We start from the raw sequence: 26,400 nt of genomic DNA on the forward strand, positions 1-26,400 counted from the left end.
CTCGGCCTAAACACCGCCGGGTAAACTAGCGCCCTTTTGCGCCCACCCGGCGCCCGATGGCCGGCTCGACAACCCCGTAGCCCGCCCTTGAACACACCCAAAAGGTCGTTCGTGTGATCCAGTTTCAATCCGTCCACAAGGCTTACCGCGTCGCGGGCCGCGAGATTCCGGCGCTGCAGCCCACCACGCTGCAGATCGGACGCGGCCAGGTGTTCGGCATCATCGGCCACTCCGGCGCCGGCAAGAGCACCCTGCTGCGCCTGATCAACCGCCTCGAGGAGCCCAGCGGCGGGCGCATCGAGATCGACGATGTCGATGTCACCGCGCTCGACGCCAATGGCCTGCGCCGCTTCCGCCAGCAGGTCGGGATGATCTTCCAGCACTTCAACCTGCTGTCGTCGAAGACCGTCGCCGACAACATCGCCATGCCGCTGCGCCTGGCCGGCGAGCTGAGCCGTGCCGAGATCGATGCCCGTGTTGCCGAACTGCTGGCCCGCGTCGGCCTGCAGGAGCATGCGAAGAAATACCCGGCGCAGCTCTCCGGCGGGCAGAAGCAGCGCGTCGGCATCGCCCGCGCGCTGAGCACCCGGCCGAAGATCCTGCTGTGCGACGAAGCCACCAGCGCCCTCGACCCGCAGACCACCACCGCCGTGCTGCACCTGCTGGCCGAGATCAACCGCGAGCTGGGCCTGACCATCGTGCTGATCACCCATGAGATGGATGTGATTCGCCGCGTCTGCGACCGCGTGGCGGTGATGGATGCCGGCGTCATCGTCGAAGAAGGCCCGGTGGCCGAGGTGTTCCTGCACCCGCAGCACTCGACCACCCGGCGCTTCGTGCAGGAGTCCGAGCACGTCGACGAAGCCGAACAGCGCGATGACTTCGCCCATGTCGAAGGCCGCATCCTGCGCCTGACCTTCCAGGGCGACGCCACCTACGCGCCACTGCTGGGCACCGTGGCCCGCGAGACCGGGGTGGACTACAGCATCCTCGCCGGGCGCATCGACCGCATCAAGGACACCCCCTACGGCCAGCTCACCCTGGCCCTGACCGGTGGCGACATCGACGCCGCGCTGGCGCGCTTCGCAGCCGCCGACGTGCATCTGGAGGTACTGCGCTGATGCTCGAACAACTGCTGCCCAACGTCTTCTGGCCGGAAATCTGGCAGGCCAGTATCGACACCCTGAACATGCTGCTCGGCTCGATGCTGTTCACCGTGCTGCTCGGCCTGCCGCTCGGCGTGCTGCTGTTCCTCACCGGCCCGCGCCAGCTGTTCGAGCAGAAGGCCCTGTATGGCGTGCTGTCGCTGGTGGTCAACGTCCTGCGCTCGGTGCCCTTCGTCATCCTGCTGATCCTGATGCTGCCCGTCACCGAGCTGGTGGTCGGCACCTCGCTGGGGGTCGCCGGGGCCATCCCGCCACTGGTGGTCGGCGCCACGCCGTTCTTCGCCCGCCTGGTGGAAACCGCGCTGCGCGAAGTGGAGCGCGGCATCATCGAGGCGACCCAGGCCATGGGCGCCAGCACCTGGCAGATCATCACCCGCGCGCTGCTGCCCGAGGCCCTGCCCGGCCTGCTCGCCGCCACCACCGTCACCGCGATCACCCTGGTCGGCTACACCGCCATGAGCGGCCTGGTCGGCGGCGGCGGCCTGGGTGACCTGGCCGTGCGCTACGGCTACCAGCGCTACCAGCCCGACGTGATGGCCGTGACCGTGGTACTGCTGCTGATTCTGGTGCAGGTGCTGCAGATGGTCGGTGACCGCCTGGTGGTGCACTTTTCTCGCAAGTAATGATGAAAAGCGGCGACTCGCCACCCGCGAGACCCGCGCCAACCTTCCCAAAAGGAACCTCGAAATGAAGAAACTGCTGACTGCCCTGGCTGCCTGCGCGGCCTTCTCGGCCCAGGCCGAAACCCTCAACGTCGCCGCCACCCCGGTGCCGCACGCGGAGATCCTCGAGTTCGTCAAACCGGCGCTGGCCAAAGAAGGTGTGGAGCTGAAGGTGCGGGTGTTCACCGACTACGTGCAGCCCAACCTGCAGGTGCAGCAGGGCAACCTGGACGCCAACTTCTTCCAGCACCAGCCGTACCTGGACGAGTTCAATGCCAGCCGCAAGACCGATCTGGTCAGCGTCGCCGGCGTCCACGTCGAACCCTTCGGCGCCTACTCCAGCAAGATCAAGAATCTGAGCGAACTGCCGCAGGGCGCCACCGTGGCCATCCCCAACGACGCCACCAACGGCGGCCGTGCCCTGCTGCTGCTGCAGAAGGCCGGTGTGATCAAGCTCAAGGCGGACGCCGGCATCCTCGCCACGCCGAAGGACATCGTCGAGAACCCGAAGGCGATCAAGGTGCGTGAACTGGAAGCGGCCACCCTGCCGCGCGTGCTGAGCCAGGTCGACCTCGCCCTGATCAACACCAACTACGCCCTGGAAGCCAAGCTGAACCCGACCCAGGACGCCCTGGCCATCGAAGGCAGCGACTCGCCGTACGTCAACATCCTGGTGACCCGCGCCGACAACAAGGACGCCGAGGCCGTGCAGAAGCTGGTCAAGGCCCTGCACAGCGCCGAGGTCAAGCAATTCATCGAAGAGAAGTACAAGGGCGCTGTCGTACCGGCGTTCTGATCGCTGATCGCCCCCGTCGTACCCGATGCCGCGTGGCCGTCCAGCCACGCGGCATTTTTATTGGGGTCAGCAGAAGGGAGCGCTGGCACGGCGTAGCCCGGATGAGATCCGGAGCCCTTCTCGCCGGCCACCCCAGGGTTAACTAGGCAGCCCTGGGCTTCTCCGGGCGGGTCCAGATGAACAGCGCGCCGCAACTCATACCGACCGCAGCGAACAGCACCGAAGGCCGGTGCTCGACCGTCAGGATCATGATCCCCAGCGCTACCAGCATGCTCAGGCTGGCCAGCCACTTGGTGCGCCGGGCGACCAGGCCGCCGTTCTTCCAGTCGCGCAACAGCGGGCCGAACACCCGATGGTTCTCCAGCCAGGCGGCCAGGCGCGGCGAACTGCGCGAGGCCGCCCACGCGGCCAGCAGGACGAACTCGGTGGTCGGCAGCCCCGGCAGGATCACCCCGAGCATGGCCATGCCGATGCTCAGGTAGGCCAGCAGCAGCCACAGCCAGCGCTGCCAGGCGGGCTGCAGGCTGGCGTCAGGCAAAGCAGCGCTCCAGGTGCTCGGTGAAGCGTTCGAAGGCCGCAATCGCCGCCACTTCGGCCTGGCGCTCCTGCTCGGCGTCCAGTTCGATGCTGTCGAGCACCGCCGTGAAAGCCTTCCAGCCCTGCGCCCGACCGCCTTCCGGCTCCGCCAGGTGACGGGCGCCGAAGCTCTCGCTCAAACCCAGCGCCGGCATGCGCTTGAGCAGAAAGGCCGCACCGAGCTTGGAGCCTTCGGAAACGAACAACCAGGCCAGCGCCTCGCCGGTGCCCATGGCCTGGCCACGAATGCGCTCATCGCCCTGCGGCAGGTCACGTTGCAGGTCGGCGAGATCCAGCCTGGCCTGCTCGACACGGCAGCGCTGCGGCAGGTCGGCGATCAGCCGGGTCAGCTCGGGATCGCTGTAGAGCGCCTGCAGGTCGCGCTGGAACAGGTACTGCGCCGCCACGAAATGAGCGAAACGCTCCGGGCTGGCGAACGGATCATGACTCTTGACCAGCTGATCGAGGCGGCTGTGCGGCTCGTGGGTGATGGCGTTGAGACGCTGCGAGCGCAGCGGGTGGGAAAGTTGCGAAGGTGCGGTCATGGCGGTAGCCCTGAATGGTTCGGTTAGGTAAAGACGAATCAGTCGGTTTCATTCAGTAATCGGCGTCGACGAAATAGCCGGCCAGGCGCTCCAGGTCGGCGGCGGCCAGCACGCCGCTCAACTGGCGCAGTTGCAACCAGGCGCGCAGGTAGCCATGACGCGCTTCGGCCAGGTCGCGCCGGGCGCCATACAGCTGCTGTTCGGCGTCCAGCACATCGAGGTTTACCCGCTCGCCACCGGCCACGCTCTTGCGCGTGGCCTCGACCAGGGTCTGCGCAGACGCCACGGCCAGCCGGTAGGCGCGCAACCGCGCCTGCGCGCTGCTGCACAGGTTGAATTGCTGACGCAGGCGCGTCAGCACGTCGGCACGCTGCGCATCCAGTTCGAAGCCGGCCTGCAGGTGGGCCGCCGTCGCCTGGCGGGTCGCCGCCGACACGCCGCCACCGGCGAACAGCGGCACGCTGAGCTGGATGCCGACGCTGTCGGTGTCGTACTTCTGGTTGTAGCTGCTCTCCGAGTCGGAGCTGGTCAGACGGTTGCTGGCCACCAGGCTCAGGGTCGGCAGGTGCCCGGCACGTTGCCTGTCGATCGTTCTTGCGGCCACCTCGACGGCCTGGCGCTGCGCCGCCAGTTCGGCATTGCCGGCGATGGCCAGGTCGCGCCAGGCCTCGAAGCGCGCCGGTTGCAGCGGCTGCACGGTGAAGTCGTCGGCCAGTGGCAGCAGATCGGCACGGTCCAGAGGCTCGCCGACGATGCTCTCCAGCGTGCGCAAGGCAACATCGAGGTCATCCCGCGCCTGGATCAGTTCGGCCTCGGCCAGGGCCAGGCGCGCCTCGGTTTCCAGTTCATCGGTCCGGGTGCCCTCGCCGGCCTGGAGCAGGTGTCGATTGAGGCGCAGGCGCTCGACCAGAGCACGGCGCTGGGCGCGCGCCAGCTGGATGCGCTCGTCGCTGAGCTGTGCCTGGCTGTAGGCTTCGAACAGGCGCACCGCCAGCTCCTGGCTGCGTGCACGGAAGCGCTCATCGGCCAGCAGGGCGCGCGCCACGCCCTGGCGATAGTCGGCCCAGGCGGCGTAGTCGAACAACGGCTGCTGCAGACTCAGCACCGAGGCGTAGCTGCGATAGTCGCGGTCGACGCGCTGCCCGCCCGCACTCACCTCCGATTCGTTGCGCTGGTTGCTGTAGCTCCACGACAACCTGGGCAGCAGCCCGGCACGACCTACCGCGCGCTCTTCCAGGCCGGCGTCACGCTCGGCGATGGCCGCCTGGAAGCCCGGGTCGTTGCGCAGCCCCAGGGCGTAGGCATCGAGCAGCGCCAGGGCCTGCGCCGGCAGCGCCAGGCAGAACAGCAGCAGGAAACAGATCACGCGCATGCTCAGTCTTCCGCCAGGGCCAGGTGGGTACGGTCGAGCAGCGGCTTGAACAGGTAGTTGAGCAACGAGCGCTCGCCCGTGCGCACGAAGGCTTCCACCGGCATGCCGGGACGAATGCGCAGGCCGCCGAGCTGCTGCATGCCTGCGTCATCCACGCGGATGCGCACGGCGTAGTAGGCATCGCCGCTGCGCTCGTCCTCCAGGCGATCGGCCGAGACCAGTTGCACCGTGCCCGGCACCCGTGGCGTGGTGCTCTGCTCGAAGGCGCTGAACAGCAGCTCCACCGGCAGGCCGGCGTGGACCTTGTCCACCAGCGCCGGGCTCAGCCGGCCCTCGACCAGCAGTGGCTGATGCTCAGGGACGATCTCCATCAGCGCCTGCCCCGGCGCCACCACGCCACCCTCGGTGAACACGCTGAGGCCCACTACCTGGCCCGCCGCCGGCGCACGCAGCACCACCTGCTGCAGTTCGACCTCCAGGCCCGCCAGGCGATGACGCAGTTCTTCGCTGCGAACCTGCGCCTCGGCCAGCTGACTGCGGACCTGCTCCTGGAAGGCTTCGCGGCGCTGGCCGGCGCGCAGGCGCAACTCGGCGATCTGCCGCTGCAACTGGCCGATACGCCCGCTGTCGTCCGCCACCAGCCCGAGCAATTCGGCACGCTGGCGCTCGACATCGAGCAGGCGGTTGCGCGGGATGTACTGCTCGGCAGCCAGCTCGCGCAGGCCCAGCAGTTGTTCATCGAGTACCTGCAACTGCGCCTGCTTGCTGCTGCGCAGCGCGCGCAGGCCACCCAGCTGCGCTTCGCTGCCAGCGAGGTTCTGCGCCAGCCCCTCGAGCTCCAGGCGCAGCGCCTGCTGGCGGCTGGCGAACAGCTGTCGTTGTAATTCCAGGCTGGCACTGACCAGCGCATCATCACCGCGCGCCAGCAGCCAGGGATCGAAGTCGATGCGCTCGGCCGTGTCACGCTCGGCGGCCAGGCGATCGGCACTGGCGCGGCTGCCGATCAACTGCGCGCGCAATGCCTCGGCCTGGGCCCGCAATGCCTGGTCGTCCAGCTCCAGCAGCGCCTGGCCGGCCTGCACCGAGTCGCCGTCGCGGGCCAGGATGCGCCGCACCGTACCGCCGACGGGATGCTGCACTGCCTGGCGATTGCCGCTGACCATCACCGTGCCACTGACCGGCACGCCGCGATCCAGCGGCGCCAGCGCGGCCCAGGCGAGGAAGCCACCGAAGCCGACCAGCAACAGCCACCAGCCCAGGCGAGTCGGTGCCCCGGCATCGACCGCATGCAACCCCTGCACAGGAGCCGGGGCACTCATTGCTGGCCTCCCGGCTGGGCGCCGTAGCTGATGCTCAGCGCCGGCGCGACCCGCCGCACCGGCGCAGTCTGCGCGGCGGAACGGGCGCTCTGCTGCAGATCCTGCAACACCCGTGCGGCCGGGCCGAAGGCCTGCATCTGCCCGGCGCGCAGCACCAGCAACTGATCGGCGCCCTTGAGCAACGCCGGGCGATGGCTGACCAGCACCAGCGTGCGCCCCTGCTCACGCAGGCGATCGAGCGCGGCCAGCAGCGACTGCTCGCCGGCCTCGTCGAGGTTGGCGTCGGGTTCGTCGAGGACGATCAGCGCCGGCAGGCCGTAGACCGCCCGGGCCAGGCCGATGCGTTGCTTCTGCCCACCAGACAGCCCGGCGCCACCTTCGCCCAGGCGTGTGTCGTAACCCTGCGGCAGGCGCAGGATCAGTTCGTGCACGCCGGCCATCTGCGCGGCGGCGATCACCTTGTCCGCCTCAACCTCGGTGAAGCGGGCGATGTTCTCGGCGATGCTGCCGGCGAACAGCTGCACGTCCTGCGGCAGGTAGCCGAGGTACGGGCCAAGCGCCTGCTTGTCCCATTGCTGCAGGTCGGCGCCGTCCAGACGCACCTTGCCCGCCAGCGGCACCTGCGCCGCCACCAGCAGGCGCGCCAGGCTGGATTTGCCGCAACCGGACGGCCCCAGCACGACCAGACGCTGGCCCGGCTCCAGGGCGAAGCTGACCCCCGCCAGCACCGGCGTGCGCGCCCCCGGCGCACAGGCCGACAGCTGCTCCACGCGCAGCTCGCCACGCGGCGCCGGCAGGCTCATGCCGCTGGCACGCGGCGGCTGCGCCTGGAGCAGGTCACGCAGGCGCTGGTAGGCCTGCTGCGCACCGCTCCACTGCTTCCAGGCGCCGATCAGCTGGTCCAGCGGACCGAGCACGCGGCCCGTGAGGATGGACCCGGCGATCATCATCCCCGGCGTGATCTGCCCATCCACGGCGAGCAACGCGCCCAGGCCGAGCATCAGCGATTGCAGGGCCAGGCGCACGCCCTTCGAGGCCGCGGCAAAGACCGAACCCTGCTCGCTGGCGCGATTCTGCAACTGCAGAAAGCGCCCGTGCTCGGCCTGCCAGCGCTGGCGCAGGCGCGTCAGCATGCCCATGGCTTCGGTGGCTTCGGCGTTGCGCAGATGGGCACTGGCCGCCTGGGTCGAATGGATCGCCAGTTGCCCGGCCTCGGCCAGGGGCGCACGGGTCAGCCACTGGTTGGCCCAGCTCAGCACCAGCAACAGCGCGGCACCGCCCAGCGCCAGCCAGCCGAGCCAGGGATGGAAGAGAAACAGCACCACCAGATAGAGCGGGAACCAGGGCGCATCGAACAGGGCGAACAGCGCATTGCCGGTGGCGAACTGGCGCAGGCTGGTCAGATCGTTCAGCGGCTGCGCGCTGCTGCCGCGCGCCACCCGCAGGCTGGCATCGAAGGTGGCGTCGTAGACGCGACCGCCCAGCTGCTGGTCGACCTGCGCGCCGAGACGGATCACCACCAGGCTGCGCACCCATTCCAGCAGGCCCATGAAGGCATACAGGCCGAGCACCATCAGCGTCAGCATGGCCAGGGTCATGTGGTTGCCCGAGGCCAGCACGCGGTCGTAGACCTGCAGCATGTACAACGCCGGGGCCAGCATCAGCAGGTTGATCACCGCGCTGAACGCGCCGATGCTGACGAAGCCACGCCGGCAGGACGCCAGCGCGGCGAGGATTTCATTGGAGGGTTGCATGCCTTCGAGCCCCAGGAACGCCGCCTGCCGTGATTGACGCAGCAGGCCGCGCTTGTCGAGAATTCGTGCGACCACCGTGGCGCGAGTTGTTCAGGCCAGCACCACGGCGGTCGTTGCCGGCGGCCGGGAGAGCGATCTCCCCGCCGCCTTTTTCATCACCGCCCGATCAGGCCGCCAGGGCCAGGTCGTCGGCCAGCTCCGGTACGCCAACCGTTTCGGCCGAGCCAGTGCTCAGCGGACCGGCTGCCAGGGCAGCGGCGACTACGTCGAAGCTGTCGTCGGTGGAGACGCCGTAGGCGGCGAACAGATCGTCCAGGACCGACTCCAGAGGCGCGGTGTCGCCCTGCATCAGGCCGAAGATCGTTTCGTGCACTTCGTTGCCGACGCGGCCGGCGCCGAATGCGGCGGACAGGTCCAGCCCGCTGAAGGTGACCACGTAGTTGCTCAGGCTGAAGTCGCTGCCCGAACCACCACCGAGCACTTCGCCCAGAGAGACATTGTCCAGCTGGCCGTAGAGGTAGTGGTTCTGGTTGTCGCCAGCCGGCAGCAGCGGGTTGAATACGTACTGCAAGCCGTTGCTGGCGTCACTGTCGGCGATAAAGGCGTAGTCCGAGCCATTAGCACCATGAGTGGCGTACTGATCACCGCTGAATGTGCCATTGCTAAAACCACCGGTGTTACTGTCGCCATGGCCAGCGGTGGCAAAACCCGTGGTCCAGAAGGCCAGGTAATCATCGATGGTCGAGCTGCCGAAAATCGGGTCATAGGTAACGGAAACGCTCATGACAAATCCTCTTGTGCATGGAGTGATGGACGACGGTGAATCAAGCACCATCGCCTTTGCCCAAAACGGGCAAAGCCTTGCCCCGGCCCCCTGGCCGGGGCCGTTCAGAAGCGGTACTCGAGCATCCCGGTGAGGGTGCGGCCACGGGCCAGGGACAGGTTGTTGGCATCGCCCATGGCGACGAAGTAGGCCTGATCGGTGACGTTCTCCATCGAAAGCGCCAGGTTCAGGCTGCTGGTCATCCAGTAGCTGGCGTAGAGGTCGTACACCTCGTACTGTGGCCAGAGCGCCTGGTCGATCTGCGCATAGGTGTGGTTATTGAGGTTCTCGCCATTGCCGGCGCTGTAACGCAGGCGCGCTCCTACATCCAGGCGTCGGTCGAGAAAGCGCATGCCCAGGGTCAGCGAACCGCGGTCAGCCGGCATATAGGACGCGTTGCCCATGATCTGGCCGCAAGTGACCAGATCGTTCAGCGCGTCATTGGGCTGCGCCTCGTAGACCGGCACCTGCACCGGAATCTGGATCGGCCCGACCTGGATGAAGCCGGGTTGGGTACCCACCTGTACGCGCTGCTGCGCCCCGCCCATGTAGAACTCTTTCGAGCAGAAGTCGTTGCTGCCGATCATGTGGGTGTAGCTGAGGCGACCGTAGTAGTCGCCAGCGTCGTAATCGAGGTTGTACTCGACACCGCGAAAACGGGTTTGCTCCTGGTTGTTCTGGTAGGCCGAGCGGCCAAGGCCGGTACCGCCAACCGTACGGCCCGGTACGCTAACGTTGATATCCATGAAGGAAAAGTTGTCGATACGGGTATCGAAGTAGGCCACCTTGATGCCCAGACGATCGCCATCACGCAACAGGGACTCTTTGAATACATTGAAACCCACTTCCCAGTTGTGAGAGCGCTCCGCCTCGAGGAAGGGATTGGGATATACCTGTTCCGAGCCACCTCCACCATGGGGACGGCCAGACATGAAAGCCTCGGTCACCGCCGGCGGACGCCAGCCTTTACCCCAGCGCGTATAGAGCTGCAACCAGTCCAGCCCCGGCTTGATCGCGACACCCAAAGTCGGCGAGAAGCGTCCTTCCTCACGATCCACGTCGAATACCAGCGAGCGCTCGACATTGTTGCTGGCGGTGAACTGACCATCGGGTAGCGTCCATACCGTAAACCCGGTATCCCCCTCGAGGCGATAGCGGTCGTAGCGCAACCCGGCATCGACAGTCAGCCAACCGTCGTAGTCGTAGGCCACCTGGCCGAACAGACTGGCCATGGTGCGTTCGCCCTCGGGCGTAGCCCCCTTGATATAGGGATAGGCCGTTTCGTTGGTCGATGGCGTACGCGTGGTTTCGGGGGAGAAGGTGTCGCGGAACGCTTCACTGCCATAGGTGACGGCGAACTGGTGCGCGTCACCCAGGTAGAAGCGCGAGGTGTTCTGCAGCTGCAGGCCCCAGGTATCGGTGCGGTAGCTGTCCGTATAGTCCGGGTACCAGTTGCCGCTGTTCTGGCTGGCGGTACTGGCGGCATTCCAGCGGTCCTGGCGGGTGCTGACGTAGTAGAGCTTGGCCTTGAAGTCGATCAGATCGTCGTCAGGGTTGTAGCTGTAGTCCAGGGCGGTATTGCGGGCGATCACATCGCTCTTGCCATTGCGACGGTAGTAAATGCTCCGCCCATCGCTGTTGCGGTAGACCCATGCATCCTTGCTGTCGGTGTCGTACTCCATGTAGCTCAGTTGCAGACGCTGATCTGCTGGCAGATTCAGGCCCAACTTGAACAGGCGTGAGCGGGTCACGCTGTCCATTTCACCGACCTCCGAGTTCAGCCAATTCTCCCAGGCAGTTGGATAGAATTGGCGCAGGTTTATCTGGGTGCCCAGGTTGTCCTTGTCATTGGTGCCGGCGCGGTAATCACCGAAGTGACGCTCACTGACTCCCAGCAGGACATCGCCGAGCTCGTTGCCAAAAGCGAACAGGGCACTGCCGTTGAAATAGGTACCATTGCCCAGTTCGCCGATGCCATGGCCGGCGCGCAGGCGTCCACCGAACTCCTTGCCTTCGCCGAGGAATTCGCGAGCATCGACCGTGTTGAACGAGGCGATCCCGCCCAGCACACCTGCCCCGCCCATGCCCGCGCTGGTGCCCTTGTCGATCTCCACGCTGGAGATCAGCTCGGGGTCGATGAACATCACGCCGTTGCGTTGCTGATGGCCGTTCACGCTGAAGTTCTGACGCATACCGTCGATGTTCATGTTCACCCGGCCGTAATCCTGCACGCCACGGATGTTCACCGAGAGGCCCGGATCGCGCTGGCTGACTGCGGTGTAGACGCCGGAGGTTTCTTCCAGCATGTCGGCGGCATGACGCGGCGGACGGCTGTCGATCTGCTCACGGTCGATCACCGCGACCGAGCGTGGCTGCAGGTAGGTTTCCTGGCGCTGACTGAGCTGGCGCCCCTGCACCGTGGTCGACTGCAGCTGCAGCGTCTGTTCATCGCGCAGCGCACGGCGGGTCAGGGTGACCTGACGCAGGCCGTCGAAGCGATAATCCACCGGCGCACTGCCGAGCAGGCGACGCAGCGCCTCGTCGAGCGGGTAGCGCCCGCTCAGTGCGGTACTGGCGAAGCCCTGCAGGCGTGCGCTGTCGAAGAACACCTGCACCCCCGCCTGCTCGGCGAAGGCCAGGGCAGCGCGGTCCAGCGGTTGCGCGGGGATGTCGAATGCCATCACCTCGTGCTGGGTCGAGCGCGCCTCGGCCACGGCTTCGGCCGCCAGCGCGGCGCCGTTCAAGGCCAGGGCCACGCCCAGCGCGACACCACTGAGCAACACGGATGAAGGATGACGGAGAGCAGGTGATGCTGCAGAACGACGACGACTCACGACTAACCCCAGGGCTTTCTTTATTGATAATGAAAATCACTACCAACAAAGACGCGCAACCCGGAGAAACTCAGTAAGGAAATAGTGAAAATTTTTCTGCCGGTCCTGTCGGAGCGCCTCGATGCGCCTCAGTAGATCAGGCTGATGCCCAGCATTTCTGCCCGCTGCAGGTGCATTTCCCGCGCCAGGGTGGCCAGGGCATCGTCGAGTGCGTCCAGGCGGAAAACCCCGCTCACCTCGCGCTGTGCCAGCGCCTCGCTGCCGAGGAGAATGTGTCCGCTGCGATAGCGGTTGAGCTGTTCGACCACTTGCGCCAGCGGCACGCGGTCGAACACCAGCAAGCCACGCTGCCAGCTGGTGACACGCTGCAGGTCGAGCGCCACGTCGCTGATGCCCGAGGCGTCGTAATGCACGCTGTCCCCTTCTTCCAGACGCTGCTGCTGGCCGCCGGCACTGACCTGCACGGCGTGCTCCAGCACACCGACCAGAGCGCCTTCGTCAGCCTCGCGCCGCACCAGGAAGCGCGTGCCCAGGGCGCGTGCCGTCCCGCCGGACGCCTCGACGACGAACGGCCGATCCGCCTGCGGCGCCACCTGGAATATGGCGGCACCGGCCAGCAGCTCCACCCGCCGCCGGGTCGCGGAGTAGTCCAGGCGGATGGCACTGGCACTGTCGAGGATCACCTCGCTGCCATCGGCCAATGTCAGGCTGCGCACCTCGCCGCTGGCGGTGCGATGGTCGGCCATGAGCGGCAGCAACAGGCGGTCGCGCTGGCTCAACCCCAGGCCACCGAGCAGCAGCGCCAGGCAGGCCGCCGCGCCCCAGCGCCGCAGGCGCGCCTTGCGCACGGGATGCTGGGGCCTGGCAGAGGCCACTGGCGGCGCCCGATGCTGCCGGGGCCTGTCGACCGGCAGACCCGCCAGGGCCGCCCAGGTACGCTGGGCGAACGCCAGGGCCTCGGCATGCCGGACATCGGCCTGCAACCAATGCTGCAGCGCCTCGGCCCGGGCGTCGTCGAGTGCATCGTCAGCGAGCAGCACCGCCCATTCGGCGGCGGCCTCACGGATGCTCCGCTGCTGCGGATCTTGGCTAATCACGCTCACTCTGGATTCTCGTTATAGGTCGCTGCGGAGCGGGCGGCTGATACCCGTTTCAAGTAATGACGTGCGACGCGGGGGTTTACCGTAAACCATCGTCATGCCTGTTCGTCCACCTCGAGCACGCGCTCCATCACATGCGCCAGGGCGCGTGCCAGGTGCTTCTGCACCGAACTGTCGGAGATCTCCAGCTGACGCGCCACCTGGGCGTGGGTCAGGCCCTCGATGCGGTTGAGGCGAAAGATCTCCTGAGTCCGCGCCGGCAGCTCGGCGACGGCCTCCTGCAGGCGTTCGATACGCTGGCGCGCGGCGGTGATGTCGTCCAGCGAGCTGCCTTCGGCCTCGATTTCATGCAACAGGTCATCACCGAGCAGGTCGGTCCTGCGCCGAATCTGCTGGCGCTGGTGGTCGATCAGCAGGTTGCTGGCCGTACGGTAGAGGTAGGCCGGCGAATTGTCGATGCGCTCGCCGCCGCTCTGCTCGGCCAGACGCAGAAAGCTCTCCTGAGTGAGATCGGCGGCCAGTTGCGGGTCGCGACTCTTGCGCAGCAGAAAGCTGTGCAGGGTCTTGGCGTGCTTCTGGAACAGGCCTTTGAGATCCAAGTCCGACAATCGTGCATCCCTGGTCTTGGGCGATAGGAAAGCGGCATCTTATTTTTATTGAGAAGCATTTTCAATTTATCGACTCGAGGCAGCTCAGCAGACAGTCCAGTGCCGGCTGGCGCTGTGCCCGGCGCAACAAGGCGACCAGTTCGCGGTGGAAGGTCAACGCGCCCAGCTCGATCACCCGCAGGCGGGTCGGGCGCTGCAGCCACAGGCCGGCACGCGGCACCAGCGACACCCCCATGCCGTTTTCCACCAGGCGCACGATGGCTTCCAGTTCGTCCAGCTCCAGCGCCTCATGCACCGTCAGGCGTTGCTCTCGCAGGAAGCGGCTGACCTGGCGACCGCCGAACGAGGTGCGGTCGTAACGCACGAACGGTTGCTCGGCCAGCAGCCGCAGCGGGTCATCCCCCTCGACGTGCAAAGGGGCGACGAGCACGAAAGGTTCGCGCGCCAGCGGCACTTCGAGAATCTCCTTGGGCAAGGCGAACGGCGGCTTGATCAGCAAGGCCAGGTCCAGCTCGCCGGCATCGAGCTGACTGAACAGCTGCAGCGAGACACCCGGCACCAGCTTCAGCTCGACCCGTGGCGCCAGCTGGCGAAAACGCGGCAGCGCCTCGGCCAGCAGGCCGGTCTGCAGGGTGGCGATGGCGCCGACGCGCAACTCGCCGACACAGTCGCCAGCCCCTGGCGGCAGGGCCATCTGCCCGTACAGGGCGAGCATCTGCTCGGCCAACGGCAAGGCATGCCGGCCGGCGGCATTGAGCACCGCACTGCGGCCGCTGCGGTCGAACAGGCGCACGCCGAGCTGCTGTTCGAGCACACGCATCTGGGCGCTGACCGCCGACTGGGTGAGGCCGACCTGCTGGCCGGCCGCGGCGAAGGTGCCCAGGCGGGCGACGGTGACGAAGGTTTTCAGCTCACGCAGCACGGCGGCCCCTATCGATCAAAAATATTTGAGCTTGCTAGCAAGGATATTCGCTTTCGATCAATTTTGCTGTTGGTAGGCTGGAACAAAAACCAACAGAGGTACTCCGTGATGGCCCTTGCTCCCTTTCACCTGGCAATTCCCGTATACGACCTGGCCGCCGCGCGGCATTTCTATGGTGAGGTGTTCGGCTGCGCCGAGGGCCGCAGCAGCGAGCACTGGGTGGACTTCGACTTCTTCGGCCACCAGCTGGTCATCCACCAGGCGCCGAAGATGGCCTACCAGGAGTCGGCGGTGAGCAACCCGGTGGATGGCCACGACGTACCGGTGCCGCACTTCGGCGTGGTGCTCGCCTGGGCCGACTGGGAAGCGCTGGCCGAGCGCCTGCGCAGCCGCAGCACCCGCTTCGTCATCGAGCCCTACGTGCGCTTCGCGGGGCAGGTCGGCGAACAGGCCACGATGTTCCTCCTCGACCCGTGCGGCAACGCCCTGGAGTTCAAGGCGTTCAAGGACATCGGCCAGCTGTTCGCGCGCTAGGTCCGGCGCCGCCGCCAACCGCCCGGCTCGCGCGCGCCTAGGGCAGCTCGGCTACAGGCTGCGCGGGCTCGGGCAACAGCTCGCGCAGCGCCGCGTCGGCCTGCAGCAGCAGCGGCAGCAGTGGCTCCAGCACGGCTGGCGCAAGATGGGCGCAGATATCGACCTGACGTGGCAGCGGCAGGCCGCTGAGCACGCGGGCGGAAAGCGCCACGTTGGCATCGGCGGCGGCCGCCTCGGTGAGCTTGCACAGGTAGCTGGTGGAGAAGCTGCGCAGGCTCTGCACGATGAGCTCGATGTCGACGATATGACGGGCGATCTGCAGCACCTGGTCGGCGTCGTGGATGCCGTAGATCAGCACCTTCACCTGCCTGGGCGACAGACATTCGGCATAGCGCGCCGCGGTGGCGAAGGCCCCGATCACGCACAGCCGCCGGGCCACCTCCAGGTGCAGGCTGTCGGGCAGGCTGAGGTAGGTATCGAGGATGCTGCGCGGATCGAGGTGCGTGGTGACCTCGGCAAGGAACTCGATGGGCAGCGTCATGATCAGTTCGCGCAACTGCGCCGGCGGCATGTGCGGCGACAGTTGCGCGGCCTGTTCGGCGCCCAGCTGCTGCACCAGCGCCGCTTTCACCGCCACCGGCGCCATGCGCTGCGAAGCCAGCAGCAGGCGTTGGGACAGGCTCAGGTTGGGGGCTTTGGCCATCGGGTCCTCCTTGTCGTGAGCGAGGCCCGCAGCATCGCGCAGCGGCACGCGGGGCGCAGCCATCTTTGCGCCGGTCACGCCCGCCGCGTTCAGCCGTGACTGGGTAGGGAGGAAACGCGGCTCAACCCGGCGCGCGCTCGATCTGCGCGCGCAGCAGCTCGGCGAAGGCACTCGCCTCCACCGGACGACTGATCAGGAAGCCCTGGATCTCATCGCAGTGCTGGCTTTTCAGGTAGTCCATCTGCGCCTGGGTCTCCACGCCCTCGGCGACCACCTTGAGCTCCAGGCTGTGCGCCATGGCGATGATGGCGCGGGTGATCGCCGCGTCCTCGCCCCCCGGCGACAGGTCACGGATGAAGGTCTGGTCGATCTTCACGTAGTGCACCGGGAAGCGCTTGAGGTAGCTGAGCGAGGAGTAGCCGGTGCCGAAATCGTCGATCGCCAGCTTCACACCCAGCGCGCGCAACTGCTGGAAGGTCACGATGACGCTCTCGACGTTGTCCAGCAGCTGGCTCTCGGTCAGTTCGAGCTCGAGGTACTCGGGCGCCAGCCCGGTCTCCTCGAGCACCTGGCGGACCAGGCTGGTGAGATTGCCCTGGCGCAGCTGGTGCACGGACAGGTTGACCGACACGCGAATCTCCGCCAGCCCCTGGCGCTGCCACTCGCACGCCTGGCGACAGGCCTGACGCAGGACGAACTCGCCGATCGCGGTGATCAGCCCGGTCTCCTCGGCCAGGCCGATGAATTCGCCCGGCGGCACCAGCCCCTGCTGCGGATGACGCCAGCGCACCAGCGCCTCGGCGGCGTTGAGCTGATCGTCGGCGAGGTTCAGCTTGGGCTGGTAGAACACCTCCAGCTGGCCCTCGTCGATCGCCTTGCGCAGCTGGTTTTCCAGCTGCAGGCGCCCCAGGGTGCAGGCCTGCAGGTTGTCGGTGAAGAACTGGAAGGTGTTGCCGCCCAGGTGCTTGGCATGCTGCACGGCCATGTTCGACTGGCTGATCAGCGTGCCGACCTCGCGGGCATAGTCCGGCATCAGGCTGATCCCCAGCGACGCGCTGACCACCAGCTCGTGGCCGCCAACGGTCATCGGCACGCGCAGCTTGGCCAGCAGACGGCTGGCCACCCGCGCCAGGCTGGAGAGGCTGCCGTAGGCATCGAGGATGATGGCGAACTCGTCGCCGGACAGGCGCGCGATGCAGTCGGCCTCCGGCACGGTCTGGGTGAGGCGACGGCTCATCTGCCGCAGCAGCTGGTCGGCGACCTCGTGGCCGAGGCTGTCGTTGAGCAGTTTGAAACGGTCCAGGTCGATGTGCATCAGGGCGATGCTGCGCCCCGTCTGCCGCGCACGCTGGCTGGCCTCGTGCAGGCGCTCGCGGAACAGCGTGCGGTTGGCCAGGCCGGTCAGCTCGTCGTAGTGCGACAGGTAGCGCAGGCGCTCCTCGGCCTCGCGGCGCGCCGTCAGGTCGGCGAAGAAGCCCACGATATGGCTGGGCCGCCCAGCTACGTCACGCACCATATTGAGCTGCAACCACTGCGGGTAGAGTTCGCCGCTCTTGCGCGTCTCGATCAGCTCGCCCTGCCAGTTGCCGCTGCCATCGAGTTCCTGGCGGATGCTCAGGTACTGGCGGCGCATCTCGTCGCTGCCGAGCAGGCTGGTGACCCGGCGCCCGAGCACCTCGTCCCGCGAATAGCCGGTCACGCTGCTGAAGGCACGGTTCACCGCCAGCAGACGGTAGTCCGGGTCGAGGATGAAGATGCCCTCGCTGGCCGCTTCGAAGACCATCGCCGCCAGCCGCTGCTGCTGCTCCTGCTGGCGCCGCGCGCTGATGTTGCGGCGGGTGCCGAGCATGCGCAGCACGCGCCCGCTGGAGTCGCGCTCGACCGCACGGCCACGGTCCTCGACCCACACCCAGTGCCCGTCGGCGTGGCGTACGCGGTATTCGACGTGATAGTCCTCGCTGCGTCCCTTCATGTGCTCGAGCAAGGCACGCCGCAACGTCGGCAGGTCGTCGGGATGCAGGCGCGGGCGCAGGTCGCGCAGCATCTCCCTGACCTGTTCGGGGTCGAGGCCGAACAGCTCGCGCAGGTGCGAGTGGTGCACCTGGTCGCTCTGCAGGTCCCAGTCCCACAGCCCCAGTTCACTGGCCTCCAGCGCCAGCGACAGGCGCGCCTGGCTCTTGCCCAGCGCGTGCGTGGCCTCGTCCAGCTCCAGGGTGCGCTCGGCCACGCGCATTTCCAGTTCGCCATGGGCATCGCGCAGCTCGCGCTCGGCGCGACGACGTTGCTCCACCTCGCTGGCCAGCTCCCCGTTCAGCCCCTCGGCGCGCTGCTTGGCGTGCTCCAGATGGGCGATCAGCGCCAGGTTGTGAAACCGCTGCAACAGGCTGCGCTGGACCAGGCGGTTGACCTGCCAGGCGACGACCAGCAGTGCCAGGAAGAGAATGACGCTGATCAGCCCCCAGCCGCGCTGCAGGCTGTTGTCGCTGAGCAGCAGGAAGGCCGCCGACGGCAGCAGGCAGGGCAAGGCGAAGGTGAGGAACGCCGGCAGGCTGACCGCGTAGGCGACGCTGGCGGAGAGGATGGCCGCGGCGATCAGCCCATAGACCAGGGCCTGCTGGTAGAACACATCGGCGGGCACCAGGACGATCACGGCGAAGGCCAGGCTCAGCCCCGAGGCACCGGCGCCGAGCAGGAACACGCGGCGCCAGTAGGGTTCCGCCTGGCGGCTGGGCAGGGCGTCGTCGAAGGCCTTCACCTGGGTCAGGCGCAGCAGCACCAGCAGCACCACCCAGGCCAGCCACAGCGCGAGCAGGGGCACGCTTTGCTGATGCCACAGCAGCAGGGGGCAGGCCAGGCCGACCAGCAACATCAGCAACGTGGGCAGACGCGAGCCCTGGAAAAGCAGGCGCGTGCGCTCGACGGCGATATCCGTGGCGAACTGATGCTCGGTCTGATGCGGGTCCAGCGTCATCTCTTGGATTGCGGCGCTAGTAGTGGCGGTCATAGGCGATGTTCTTGTAATGGTGCCTGAGGGCCTGCCCGCGCAAGCGGCGGTCGCAGCCCTGACGTGGCGGCAGAATACCCGAGACAGACGCTGTGCCCAACAGAGATGTGGGCAATTTCACAACCTGGCGTCCAACTTTCGGCGGGCGTCCCGCGCCAGGGGCGCAACGCGCGCGGACACCGGCCGGCTGACCTGCCAGTCATCGGTTGAGCGCTTTCGCCCGGGCCGCCCGCAAGGCACTTGCAGCCCCCTGCCAACAGCTCCTAGGATGGCGCCCTCCCGCTCAAGGAAGAATGGCCCTCAGCCCATGGATGAACTGCAACGACGCTGGCTCTTCGCCCTGTCCGCACCGATGGTGGCGATCAATGCCCGCTACGACGCCCGCTACGACCTGCCGAATTTCTACCCGGACAACGAGTTCGTCGACCTGACCGAGTCCTGGGACATCGCCGATCGCCCAGCCCTGCTGGCGATGATCCAGCGCATGACCGACAACGGCCATGCCAGCGATCTGAGCGGCGCCTACTGGGACAACGCGCGCCTGCTGCCAAGCGAATGGCAGAAGCTGGTCGACAGCCTGGATGCCAGCCAGCAGGTCGCCTACCGCTACGTCGCCGATACCATCCTGGTGTGCGGCTCCGGCGGCATTCGCGCCTGGGACCTGGGGCGCATGAGTTTCCTCGCCCGCATCGGTCAGCTCAACGGCTGGCTCAGCCTCGAGGAAAACCTCTGGCTGCACAGCCGCCTGAGCCTGCGAGCGCGCTACTACTACCAGAACTGGCAGAGCTACCTGGCCGGCTTTCTCATCGGCCGCAGCTACTGGAGTTGCCTCGGCCACGAGCAGGCAGACGAGCTGGCGCTGTGCATCAGCCGCCAGGGCAGCAACCCGACGCACGTCGCGCTGGCACGCGAGCTGGCGATGAACCCGGCGGCAGGACTGGATGACCTGCACTGGGACCTGGAGCTGGATCTGCCGGAAAAACCTGAATCGCTGGAGGCATTCGACTGGTCATGAGTTGCTGGGAACACCTCGGCATCGAGCCGACAGACGATCAGAACGCCATTCGCACGGCCTACCGCACACGCCTGCCCGAGGTCCATCCGGAGCGCGACCCCGAAGGCTTCCAGGCGCTGCGCGGTGCCTACGAGGACGCCCTGCGCCACGCGCGCGGCGAAACGAACGAGGCCGGCGAGGCGGTCGCACTGCCCAGCGCCAGCGAACAGGCCGTGCAGCAGTTCGTCGAGCTGCTGCAGGATGCCGGCCGGCGCTTTCGCCCCGGGGCCTGGCAGGACTACTGCCGGTCGCTGGACCAGCTGCCGCTGGACGTGCTGGAGAGCATCGACGGCTCGCTGCGTCACCTGCTGCTCAGCAACGGGCCGTTGTCGCACCACTGCGCGCAGCTGCTGACCGAGCGCATGGCCTGGGCCAACCGCCTGATGCAGCTGCCCTTCGAAGAAGCCGAGCCGCTCGACCAGTTGCTGCAGCGCATCGCCGAACCCGACCCGTTCGACCTCGCCACCCTCAGCGACTGGCCGAGCGTGGCGCAGGTGGAGAACCTCTGGTACGTGCGCACCCTCGAGCACCTGTTCCAGAACCGGCCGTTGCAGGAGTTCCGCGGCTGGAGTTCCCTGCACCTGTGCCTGCCGATGCCCGCCGACCCGGCCTACTACCCGCACCTGTACCGTCAGTGCACCCTGGCCGGCGTGGCCCTCAGCGGTGCCCTGGAGCACTACCAGGCGCGTCACGCCGAGCAGCCGGACGATCTCGACATCCTCTACCTGCTGGCGCTGCAGAAGCAGCACCATGACCAGGATGCCCTCGACCTGTGGACGCGCCTGTGGCTGGAACGCGAGATGCCCGAAGCGGCCGCCTGGCTGCTGGCGTGGAGCGCCTACCATGCGCCGGAGCACCTGCCCCTGCTGATCATGGCCTGCGACCGCAGCCAGCAGGATGTGGACCGACAGTACGCCCTGGACGACAACCGTCTGGGCGATGGCGAGCCGGCGCAGAGCCCGCAGACCCTGGCCCGCTGGCTGCGCGCGGCCGACACCGACCTGCCGGCCCTCGCACGCACCTTCGTCGCCTGGCAGCTGGGCGACAGCGAATGGCCGTTCCTCGCCGAACTGTTCAGCGCACTGGATACGCCGCTGACCCGCCTGTATCGCCAGGCCTGGCTGCTGCAGCGTGGCGAGGCGGCGGACATCGAGCCGCTGCTGAACCTGACGGTCGATGAACATCCGCTCGCTGCCGTCGTGCAGCAAGGCTTCGCCTACCTGGCCGGGCAACAGCTGCAATGGCTGCGCGAATCGCCCGCCGTGCAGGCACTGCAACATGCGCTGGCCACGCCCGGCGCGGCCTTGCCCCAGGCCCTGGGCGACAACAGCGTCGCCCGCGCGCAGATGCTGAGCTGGCTTCGCCGCCTGCGCCACTATGCACCCGACACCCTGCAACGCCTGCAGGACGTGCTCGCCCCGCTGGCGGACGGTCTGCATCCCTATTGCCTGAAGCTGCAACTGCGCCTGCTGCAAGCGGGACAGGCGTTGCCGCCGCTGCCCGCCGAGCCCGAGGCGCGCTGGCAGCTGCAGCGCCAGACCCTGCTGCTGATCGGCCTGCTGGAGCAGCCACTGCAGTGGCTGGGACGGCTGCGTGAGCGTGTCGGGCGCGTGCCCACTTCCGCCGAGCATCCGGCCCACGCCTTGCAGACGCAGTGGCTGGCGGCCGACGCCGCGCCTCAGCAGTGGCTGTTCGACCTCGACGAAGGCGATGCCTTGCAGGGACTGCTGGCGGCCGAACTGGTCAGCCCGAGCGTGCTGCTGGGCAGCCGCCGGCTGCCCTCGGTCGCCCGGATCGAAGCCGGCGCCCGGCACCACGGCCATGAGCTGGCGGGCGATCCCCTCGGCCAGATGATCCTCGACGCCCTGCTCTACCACGACCCGGACCTGCCGCGCGCGCTGCGCGACCAGGCCCTGCAGCGGCTGCACGGTTTCACCGGGCCCAGCACCTGGTTCGACGCGTTCCGCGAAGGCCTGGTCAAGGCACGTCCCGAGTCCCTGGCGCAGTCGATCTGCAAGGACAACGGACTGCCCTTCTCGACCATGCAGACGATCTTCGAGTCGATGCGCACCCTGTATCAGACCAAGCCTGGCGTTCCCACCTCGGGTCAGCTGCGCTCGCTGCAGCAGGCCAAGGACAGCACCGTGACGCCCATCGCGGTGCGCCTGGCGATCACCCTGCTGCTGTCACGCAGCGAACGCCTGCTGCCTCGGCATCAGCCCGACAGCCTGCGCGCGCAGTGGCAACCCTGGCGACTGGGCGGGCGCCTGAACCGGCTCAACTTCACCCTGCAGACCATCGCCCTGGCGGCGATCGCCGTGCCCCTGGCCGGCCTCGCCAGCAAGGCCGGCAACGGTCTGGCCCTGGCGACGCTGCTGGTCATCGGCCTGGCGCTGATCGGCTGCCAGTTGCGCCGCCTGCACGACATGAGCCGTGGCGCCGGCACCCTGGTGATGCTGCTGGCCGGCAGCTTCTTTATGCCCTACATAGCGCTGCTGCTGTTCTTCTGGCCGGGCGACCCGCTGCCCAACCGCTACGGCCCGCCCGCTGGCCGACGGGCCGACGCCGGGCAGGGCCTGCAGGCCCGCCTGCGCCAGCTCAACGGCTTCCGCGAGCCGCCGGCCGGCTAGAAGCGCAGCGCCTGCAGCTGTTGCTCCAGGCGCTGCCGCGCGGCGGTGATCGGCTGCTCCTGCTGGGTGCCGAGCACGTTCTGGAACTCGTCCAGCCACTGGCCGATCTGCTCGCGCTCGGCCCCCAGGGTCTGCATCCAGGCGCGTTCCAGGCGTGCCAGCAGCGTGCGGTTGGGCAAGGTATCGCGCGGGTGGATCTTCAAACCGGCCAGGCGCGCCTGGCTGGTGGCCCGTGCCTCGGCACTCAGGCCGGTGGGGCTGCGGTCGATCACATGGCCGTGGCGCTGGCCGTTCTCCAGGGTCACGTCCACTTCCAGCAGGCCGTTGATGTCGTAGCTGAAGCGCACATCCAGTGCCTGCATCTGGCCGGTCTGGACCAGCTTCACCTCGAAGGCATCGACGAAGATGTTGTCGCGCACCCAGGGGCGCTCGCCCTGGTAGACCTCGATGCGGATGTACTCCTGCTGCGCGTGGGTGGTGTAGTAGCGCTGCACCCGCGAGGTCGGGATCACCGTGTTGCGCTCGATGATCGGCGAGAAGGCGCCGGGCTGCTCGTCGCTGCGGCGCGAGGCGATCCCCAGGGTATAGGGGCAGACATCGGTGAGGATGACTTCCTCGATGGCATGGTCGCGCGCCTTGCAGGCGGCCTGGGCGGCGGCGCCGAGGGCGACGATGGTGTCCGGGTCGAGGTGCCGGTAGGGCAGACGGCCGAACAGGGTCGCCACCAGTTGCTGCACCGCACTCATGCGTGTGGCGCCGCCGACCAGCACCAGGCTGTCGAGGTCGCGCGGATTGAGCCGCGCATCGCGCAGGGCCTGCTCGATGGGCTGGCGCAGACGGGTCAGCAGCGGCGTCCAGATCTGCTGCGCCCGCGCCTCGTCCAGCTGCCACTGGCGGCCCATCCAGTCCAGCGTCTGCGGACCGTCGGCGAGGCGCCGCTTGAGTTGCTCCAGGGCATCTTCCAGGCTCGCCAGCGCCTGGCTGTCCAGCGCGCTGCGCGCCAGTTGCCAATCGTCCAGGCAGGCCCCGAGCAGGGCTTCGGTGAAATCTTCACCCCCCAGGAAGTTGTCGCCGGTGGAGGCATGCACCTCGATCAGCGGCAGCGCGTATTCGAGCACGGTGACGTCGAAGGTGCCACCGCCCAGGTCGAAGATCAGGGTGCGTTCGAACTGCTGCTCGTGCAGGCCGTAGGCCATCGCCGCGGCGGTCGGTTCGTTGATCAGGCGCTCGACGCGCAGCCCGGCCAGCTCCGCCGCGAACACCGTGCGCTTGCGCTGTTCATCGCTGAAATAGGCGGGCACCGAAATCACCGCCGTGCTCACCGGCATGCCGAGGTGCGCCTCGGCATCGGCCTTGAGCGAGCCGAGCACCAGCGCCGAGAGTTCTTCCGGGGTGAACTGGCGGTCGCCCAGCGTGAAACGCTTGTCGCTGCCCATGTAGCGCTTGAACGCCGCCACGCTGCGCAGTGGATGAGTGGTCAGCCGGGCACGGGCAGCGCTGCCGACGAGGATGCTGCCATCTTCGTCCAGGCTCACCGCCGACGGCGTGAGGACGTCGCCGAGGGCATTGGGAATGAGCTCCGCACGCCCCTCGCGCCAAACCGCGATGAGGCTGTTGGTGGTGCCCAGGTCGATGCCCAGCAGGGGGCTTTCCATGGCGTGGGTACCGGTAGACATCGGCGTCACGACTCCTTCAGATCCATTGAGAGGCGCAGTCTACTCCGCGCGCAGGCCTCGGCAAACCGCCTGGTCGACACGGTTTGCCCTCCCCTGTCCGGCCCCCTAGAATGCCGCGATGCAAAACGACCCCGAACTCCTCCTCGCTTCGCTCAACGACGCCCAGGTCCAGGCCGTGGCTGCCCCGCTCGGCCGCCAACTGGTACTGGCCGGTGCCGGCTCCGGGAAAACCCGTGTGCTGGTGCACCGCATCGCCTTCCTGATTCAGGCCATGGGTGCTTCGCCTCATTCGATCCTGTCGGTGACCTTCACCAACAAGGCCGCCGCCGAGATGCGCCAGCGCATCGAGGACATGCTCGGGCACAGCCCGGCCGGCATGTGGGTCGGCACCTTCCACGGCCTGGCCCACCGCCTGTTGCGCGCGCACTGGCAGGAAGCCGGCCTGGCCGAGAACTTCCAGATTCTCGACTCCGACGATCAGCAACGCCTGATCAAGCGGGTGATCCGCGACCTCGGCCTGGACGAACAGCGCTGGCCGGCCAAGCAGGCGCAGTGGTTCATCAATGGCCAGAAGGACGAGGGCTTGCGCCCGGCGCACATCCAGGCGGGCGGCGACCTGTTCCTCGCCACCATGCGCGGCATCTACGAAGCCTACGAGGCGGCCTGTGCCCGCACCGGGGTGATCGACTTCGCCGAGCTGCTGCTGCGCGCGCTCGACCTCTGGCGCGACAAGCCGGGCCTGCTCGAACACTACCAGCGGCGCTTCCGCCATATCCTGGTCGACGAGTTCCAGGACACCAACGCCGTGCAGTACGCCTGGCTGCGTTTCCTCGCCAAGGGCGGCGACAGCCTGATGGTGGTCGGCGACGACGACCAGTCGATCTACGGCTGGCGCGGCGCGAAGATCGAGAACATCCAGCAGTTCTCCAGCGATTTCCCCGACACCCAGCTGATCCGCCTGGAGCAGAACTACCGCTCCACGGCCGGCATCCTCAAGGCCGCCAACGCCCTGATCGCCAACAACAACGGGCGCCTGGGCAAGGAGCTGTGGACCGACGGCAGCGACGGCGAGCCCCTGGCGCTGTACGCCGCGTTCAACGAGCACGACGAAGCCCGCTACGTGGTGGAGAGCATCGAGGACGCCCTGCGCAAGGACGGCCTCAAGCGCAGCGAGATCGCCATCCTCTATCGCTCCAACGCCCAGTCGCGGGTGCTGGAAGAGGCGCTGCTGCGCGAGAAGATCCCCTACCGCATCTACGGCGGCCAGCGCTTCTTCGAGCGCGCCGAGATCAAGAACGCCATGGCCTACCTGCGCCTGCTCGACGGCCGCGGCAACGATGCCGCGCTGGAGCGCATCATCAACGTGCCGGCGCGCGGTATCGGCGAGAAGAGCATCGAGACCATTCGCGAATACGCCCGCGCGCATGACGTGCACATGTGGCAAGCGATCCGCCTGATGCTCGCCAACAAGGCCCTGCCGGGCCGCGCTTCGAGCGCCCTGAGCGGCTTCATCGAGCTGATCGAAGGCCTGGCGGAGAAGGTCCTGGCGATGCCCCTGCACCAGATGACCCAGGTGGTCATCGAGCAGAGCGGCCTGCTCGCCTACCACGAAGCGGAAAAAGGCGAGAAAGGCCAGGCCCGCGTGGAGAACCTCGAGGAACTGGTCAGCGCGGCACGCACCTTCGAGAATGACGAAGACGACGAGCTGACCCCGCTGCAGGCCTTCCTCACCCACGCCTCGCTGGAGGCCGGGGACACCCAGGCCGCCGAGAACGAGGACAGCATCCAACTGATGACCCTGCACAGCGCCAAGGGCCTGGAATTCCCGCTGGTGTTCCTGGTGGGCATGGAAGAGGGTCTGTTCCCGCACAAGATGAGCCTGGAAGAACCGGGCCGACTGGAAGAAGAGCGCCGCCTGGCTTATGTCGGCATTACCCGTGCCATGCAGAAGCTGGTGATCAGCTACGCCGAAACCCGGCGTCTCTACGGTAGCGAGACCTACAACAAGGTATCGCGCTTCGTCCGCGAAATACCCGCACCACTGATTCAGGAAGTCCGCCTGAACAACAGCGTCAGCCGCCCGGTGAACACCAGTTCCATGGGTGGCAGCAGCCTGTTCGCCGGCAGCGCCGTACCGCAGACGCCCTTCAACCTGGGGCAACGTGTGCGACACAGCCTGTTCGGCGAGGGCACCATCCTCAATTTCGAGGGTGCCGGCGCACAGGCGCGGGTACAGGTGAATTTCGAAAACGAAGGCAGCAAGTGGCTGATGCTGGCCTATGCCAAGCTGGAAGCCTGTTAGAACCTACCGTATCTGGAGAA

At 67.3% G+C, this 26,400-nt stretch carries 20 protein-coding genes; 7 read left to right on the forward strand and 13 right to left on the reverse strand.

Going from position 1 to position 26,400, the window contains the following annotated elements:
• The first annotated feature begins 113 nt into the window (after positions 1-113).
• From E4487_RS08885 to E4487_RS08895, 3 genes are all read left to right on the forward strand, one after another.
• On the forward strand, positions 114-1,121 hold the full coding sequence (locus E4487_RS08885; RefSeq protein WP_175253163.1) for a methionine ABC transporter ATP-binding protein: 1,008 nt from the start codon (positions 114-116) through the stop codon (positions 1,119-1,121).
• Positions 1,121-1,789 (forward strand): methionine ABC transporter permease, encoded by a 669-nt coding sequence (locus E4487_RS08890; RefSeq protein WP_037055525.1) that lies wholly within the window; start codon positions 1,121-1,123, stop codon positions 1,787-1,789. Before E4487_RS08885 ends, E4487_RS08890 begins: the two co-directional genes overlap by 1 nt.
• Positions 1,790-1,853: 64 nt before the next feature.
• Positions 1,854-2,624 carry a MetQ/NlpA family ABC transporter substrate-binding protein gene (locus E4487_RS08895; RefSeq protein ID WP_037055526.1) on the forward strand — a complete coding sequence of 257 codons (771 nt, stop codon included), beginning with the start codon at positions 1,854-1,856 and terminating at the stop codon, positions 2,622-2,624.
• 142 nt (positions 2,625-2,766) lie between these two features.
• Here E4487_RS08895 and E4487_RS08900 read toward each other — a convergent pair whose 3' ends face one another.
• The 10 genes from E4487_RS08900 to E4487_RS08945 all read right to left on the reverse strand — a co-directional run bounded on the left by E4487_RS08900 (position 2,767) and on the right by E4487_RS08945 (position 14,477).
• Entirely contained in the window at positions 2,767-3,162 is a 396-nt protein-coding gene (locus E4487_RS08900; protein WP_175253164.1) for a YbaN family protein, read from the reverse strand.
• Positions 3,155-3,745 (reverse strand): biliverdin-producing heme oxygenase, encoded by a 591-nt coding sequence (locus tag E4487_RS08905; RefSeq protein WP_150607201.1) that lies wholly within the window; start codon positions 3,743-3,745, stop codon positions 3,155-3,157. Before E4487_RS08905 ends, E4487_RS08900 begins: the two co-directional genes overlap by 8 nt.
• A gap of 52 nt (positions 3,746-3,797) precedes the next feature.
• A complete protein-coding gene (locus E4487_RS08910; protein ID WP_175253165.1) occupies positions 3,798-5,117 on the reverse strand; it encodes a TolC family outer membrane protein in 1,320 nt (439 codons plus the stop codon).
• Positions 5,118-5,119: 2 nt separating this feature from the next.
• Positions 5,120-6,436 (reverse strand): HlyD family type I secretion periplasmic adaptor subunit, encoded by a 1,317-nt coding sequence (locus tag E4487_RS08915; protein ID WP_175253166.1) that lies wholly within the window; start codon positions 6,434-6,436, stop codon positions 5,120-5,122.
• Complete coding sequence (locus tag E4487_RS08920) at positions 6,433-8,190, reverse strand: type I secretion system permease/ATPase (RefSeq protein WP_037055532.1); 1,758 nt, start codon at positions 8,188-8,190, stop codon at positions 6,433-6,435. The genes E4487_RS08915 and E4487_RS08920 overlap by 4 nt, the downstream gene beginning before the upstream one ends.
• A gap of 166 nt (positions 8,191-8,356) precedes the next feature.
• Positions 8,357-8,974, reverse strand: a complete 618-nt coding sequence (locus E4487_RS08925; protein WP_175253167.1) for a heme acquisition protein HasA — start codon at positions 8,972-8,974, stop codon at positions 8,357-8,359.
• A 104-nt stretch (positions 8,975-9,078) separates the two neighbouring features.
• Positions 9,079-11,796, reverse strand: a complete 2,718-nt coding sequence (locus E4487_RS08930; protein WP_373921511.1) for a TonB-dependent hemoglobin/transferrin/lactoferrin family receptor — start codon at positions 11,794-11,796, stop codon at positions 9,079-9,081.
• A 179-nt stretch (positions 11,797-11,975) separates the two neighbouring features.
• A complete protein-coding gene (locus tag E4487_RS08935) occupies positions 11,976-12,944 on the reverse strand; it encodes a FecR family protein (RefSeq protein ID WP_134676682.1) in 969 nt (322 codons plus the stop codon).
• A 98-nt stretch (positions 12,945-13,042) separates the two neighbouring features.
• A complete protein-coding gene (locus E4487_RS08940) occupies positions 13,043-13,555 on the reverse strand; it encodes an RNA polymerase sigma factor (protein ID WP_037055535.1) in 513 nt (170 codons plus the stop codon).
• 61 nt (positions 13,556-13,616) lie between these two features.
• Positions 13,617-14,477: a LysR substrate-binding domain-containing protein gene (locus E4487_RS08945; RefSeq protein ID WP_037055537.1), complete on the reverse strand. Its 861-nt coding sequence runs from the start codon at positions 14,475-14,477 to the stop codon at positions 13,617-13,619.
• A 108-nt stretch (positions 14,478-14,585) separates the two neighbouring features.
• Between E4487_RS08945 and E4487_RS08950 the strand changes: the two genes are divergently transcribed.
• Positions 14,586-15,011: a VOC family protein gene (locus E4487_RS08950; RefSeq protein ID WP_037055538.1), complete on the forward strand. Its 426-nt coding sequence runs from the start codon at positions 14,586-14,588 to the stop codon at positions 15,009-15,011.
• 37 nt (positions 15,012-15,048) lie between these two features.
• On the opposite strand, the gene E4487_RS08955 is transcribed toward E4487_RS08950, so the two are convergent.
• Both E4487_RS08955 and E4487_RS08960 read right to left on the reverse strand, forming a co-directional pair.
• Positions 15,049-15,714, reverse strand: coding sequence for a hypothetical protein (locus E4487_RS08955; protein WP_037055539.1), 666 nt, complete (start codon positions 15,712-15,714; stop codon positions 15,049-15,051).
• Between the two features lie 121 nt (positions 15,715-15,835).
• Positions 15,836-18,718 carry a bifunctional diguanylate cyclase/phosphodiesterase gene (locus E4487_RS08960; RefSeq protein ID WP_175253168.1) on the reverse strand — a complete coding sequence of 961 codons (2,883 nt, stop codon included), beginning with the start codon at positions 18,716-18,718 and terminating at the stop codon, positions 15,836-15,838.
• A gap of 307 nt (positions 18,719-19,025) precedes the next feature.
• Between E4487_RS08960 and E4487_RS08965 the strand changes: the two genes are divergently transcribed.
• Together E4487_RS08965 and E4487_RS08970 are read left to right on the forward strand one after the other, a co-directional pair.
• Positions 19,026-19,733, forward strand: coding sequence for a DUF1266 domain-containing protein (locus tag E4487_RS08965; RefSeq protein ID WP_037055542.1), 708 nt, complete (start codon positions 19,026-19,028; stop codon positions 19,731-19,733).
• Complete coding sequence (locus E4487_RS08970; RefSeq protein ID WP_175253169.1) at positions 19,730-22,402, forward strand: DUF805 domain-containing protein; 2,673 nt, start codon at positions 19,730-19,732, stop codon at positions 22,400-22,402. The genes E4487_RS08965 and E4487_RS08970 overlap by 4 nt, the downstream gene beginning before the upstream one ends.
• Here the strand turns inward: E4487_RS08970 and E4487_RS08975 are convergent.
• Positions 22,399-24,078, reverse strand: coding sequence for a molecular chaperone HscC (locus E4487_RS08975; protein ID WP_257229379.1), 1,680 nt, complete (start codon positions 24,076-24,078; stop codon positions 22,399-22,401). The genes E4487_RS08970 and E4487_RS08975 overlap by 4 nt on opposite strands.
• A 118-nt stretch (positions 24,079-24,196) precedes the next feature.
• On the opposite strand from E4487_RS08975, the gene uvrD reads away from it, so the two are divergent.
• Entirely contained in the window at positions 24,197-26,380 is a 2,184-nt protein-coding gene (gene uvrD / locus E4487_RS08980) for a DNA helicase II (RefSeq protein ID WP_037055547.1), read from the forward strand.
• The last annotated feature ends 20 nt before the right edge of the window (positions 26,381-26,400 follow it).

This window comes from Pseudomonas sp. BMW13, assembly GCF_013357275.1.
GTDB classification, from domain to species: Bacteria; Pseudomonadota; Gammaproteobacteria; order Pseudomonadales; family Pseudomonadaceae; genus Aquipseudomonas; species Aquipseudomonas khazarica.

Coding starts and splice junctions, on each gene's coding strand:
- E4487_RS08970 (WP_175253169.1), top strand. CDS start 19,730: ATGAGTTGCTGGGAACACCTCGGCATCGAGCCGACAGACGATCAGAAC.
- E4487_RS08890 (WP_037055525.1), top strand. CDS start 1,121: ATGCTCGAACAACTGCTGCCCAACGTCTTCTGGCCGGAAATCTGGCAG.
- E4487_RS08960 (WP_175253168.1), bottom strand. CDS start 18,718: ATGACCGCCACTACTAGCGCCGCAATCCAAGAGATGACGCTGGACCCG.
- E4487_RS08955 (WP_037055539.1), bottom strand. CDS start 15,714: ATGGCCAAAGCCCCCAACCTGAGCCTGTCCCAACGCCTGCTGCTGGCT.
- E4487_RS08920 (WP_037055532.1), bottom strand. CDS start 8,190: ATGCAACCCTCCAATGAAATCCTCGCCGCGCTGGCGTCCTGCCGGCGT.
- E4487_RS08925 (WP_175253167.1), bottom strand. CDS start 8,974: ATGAGCGTTTCCGTTACCTATGACCCGATTTTCGGCAGCTCGACCATC.
- uvrD (WP_037055547.1), top strand. CDS start 24,197: ATGCAAAACGACCCCGAACTCCTCCTCGCTTCGCTCAACGACGCCCAG.
- E4487_RS08975 (WP_257229379.1), bottom strand. CDS start 24,078: ATGTCTACCGGTACCCACGCCATGGAAAGCCCCCTGCTGGGCATCGAC.
- E4487_RS08905 (WP_150607201.1), bottom strand. CDS start 3,745: ATGACCGCACCTTCGCAACTTTCCCACCCGCTGCGCTCGCAGCGTCTC.
- E4487_RS08965 (WP_037055542.1), top strand. CDS start 19,026: ATGGATGAACTGCAACGACGCTGGCTCTTCGCCCTGTCCGCACCGATG.
- E4487_RS08915 (WP_175253166.1), bottom strand. CDS start 6,436: ATGAGTGCCCCGGCTCCTGTGCAGGGGTTGCATGCGGTCGATGCCGGG.
- E4487_RS08895 (WP_037055526.1), top strand. CDS start 1,854: ATGAAGAAACTGCTGACTGCCCTGGCTGCCTGCGCGGCCTTCTCGGCC.
- E4487_RS08950 (WP_037055538.1), top strand. CDS start 14,586: ATGGCCCTTGCTCCCTTTCACCTGGCAATTCCCGTATACGACCTGGCC.
- E4487_RS08910 (WP_175253165.1), bottom strand. CDS start 5,117: ATGCGCGTGATCTGTTTCCTGCTGCTGTTCTGCCTGGCGCTGCCGGCG.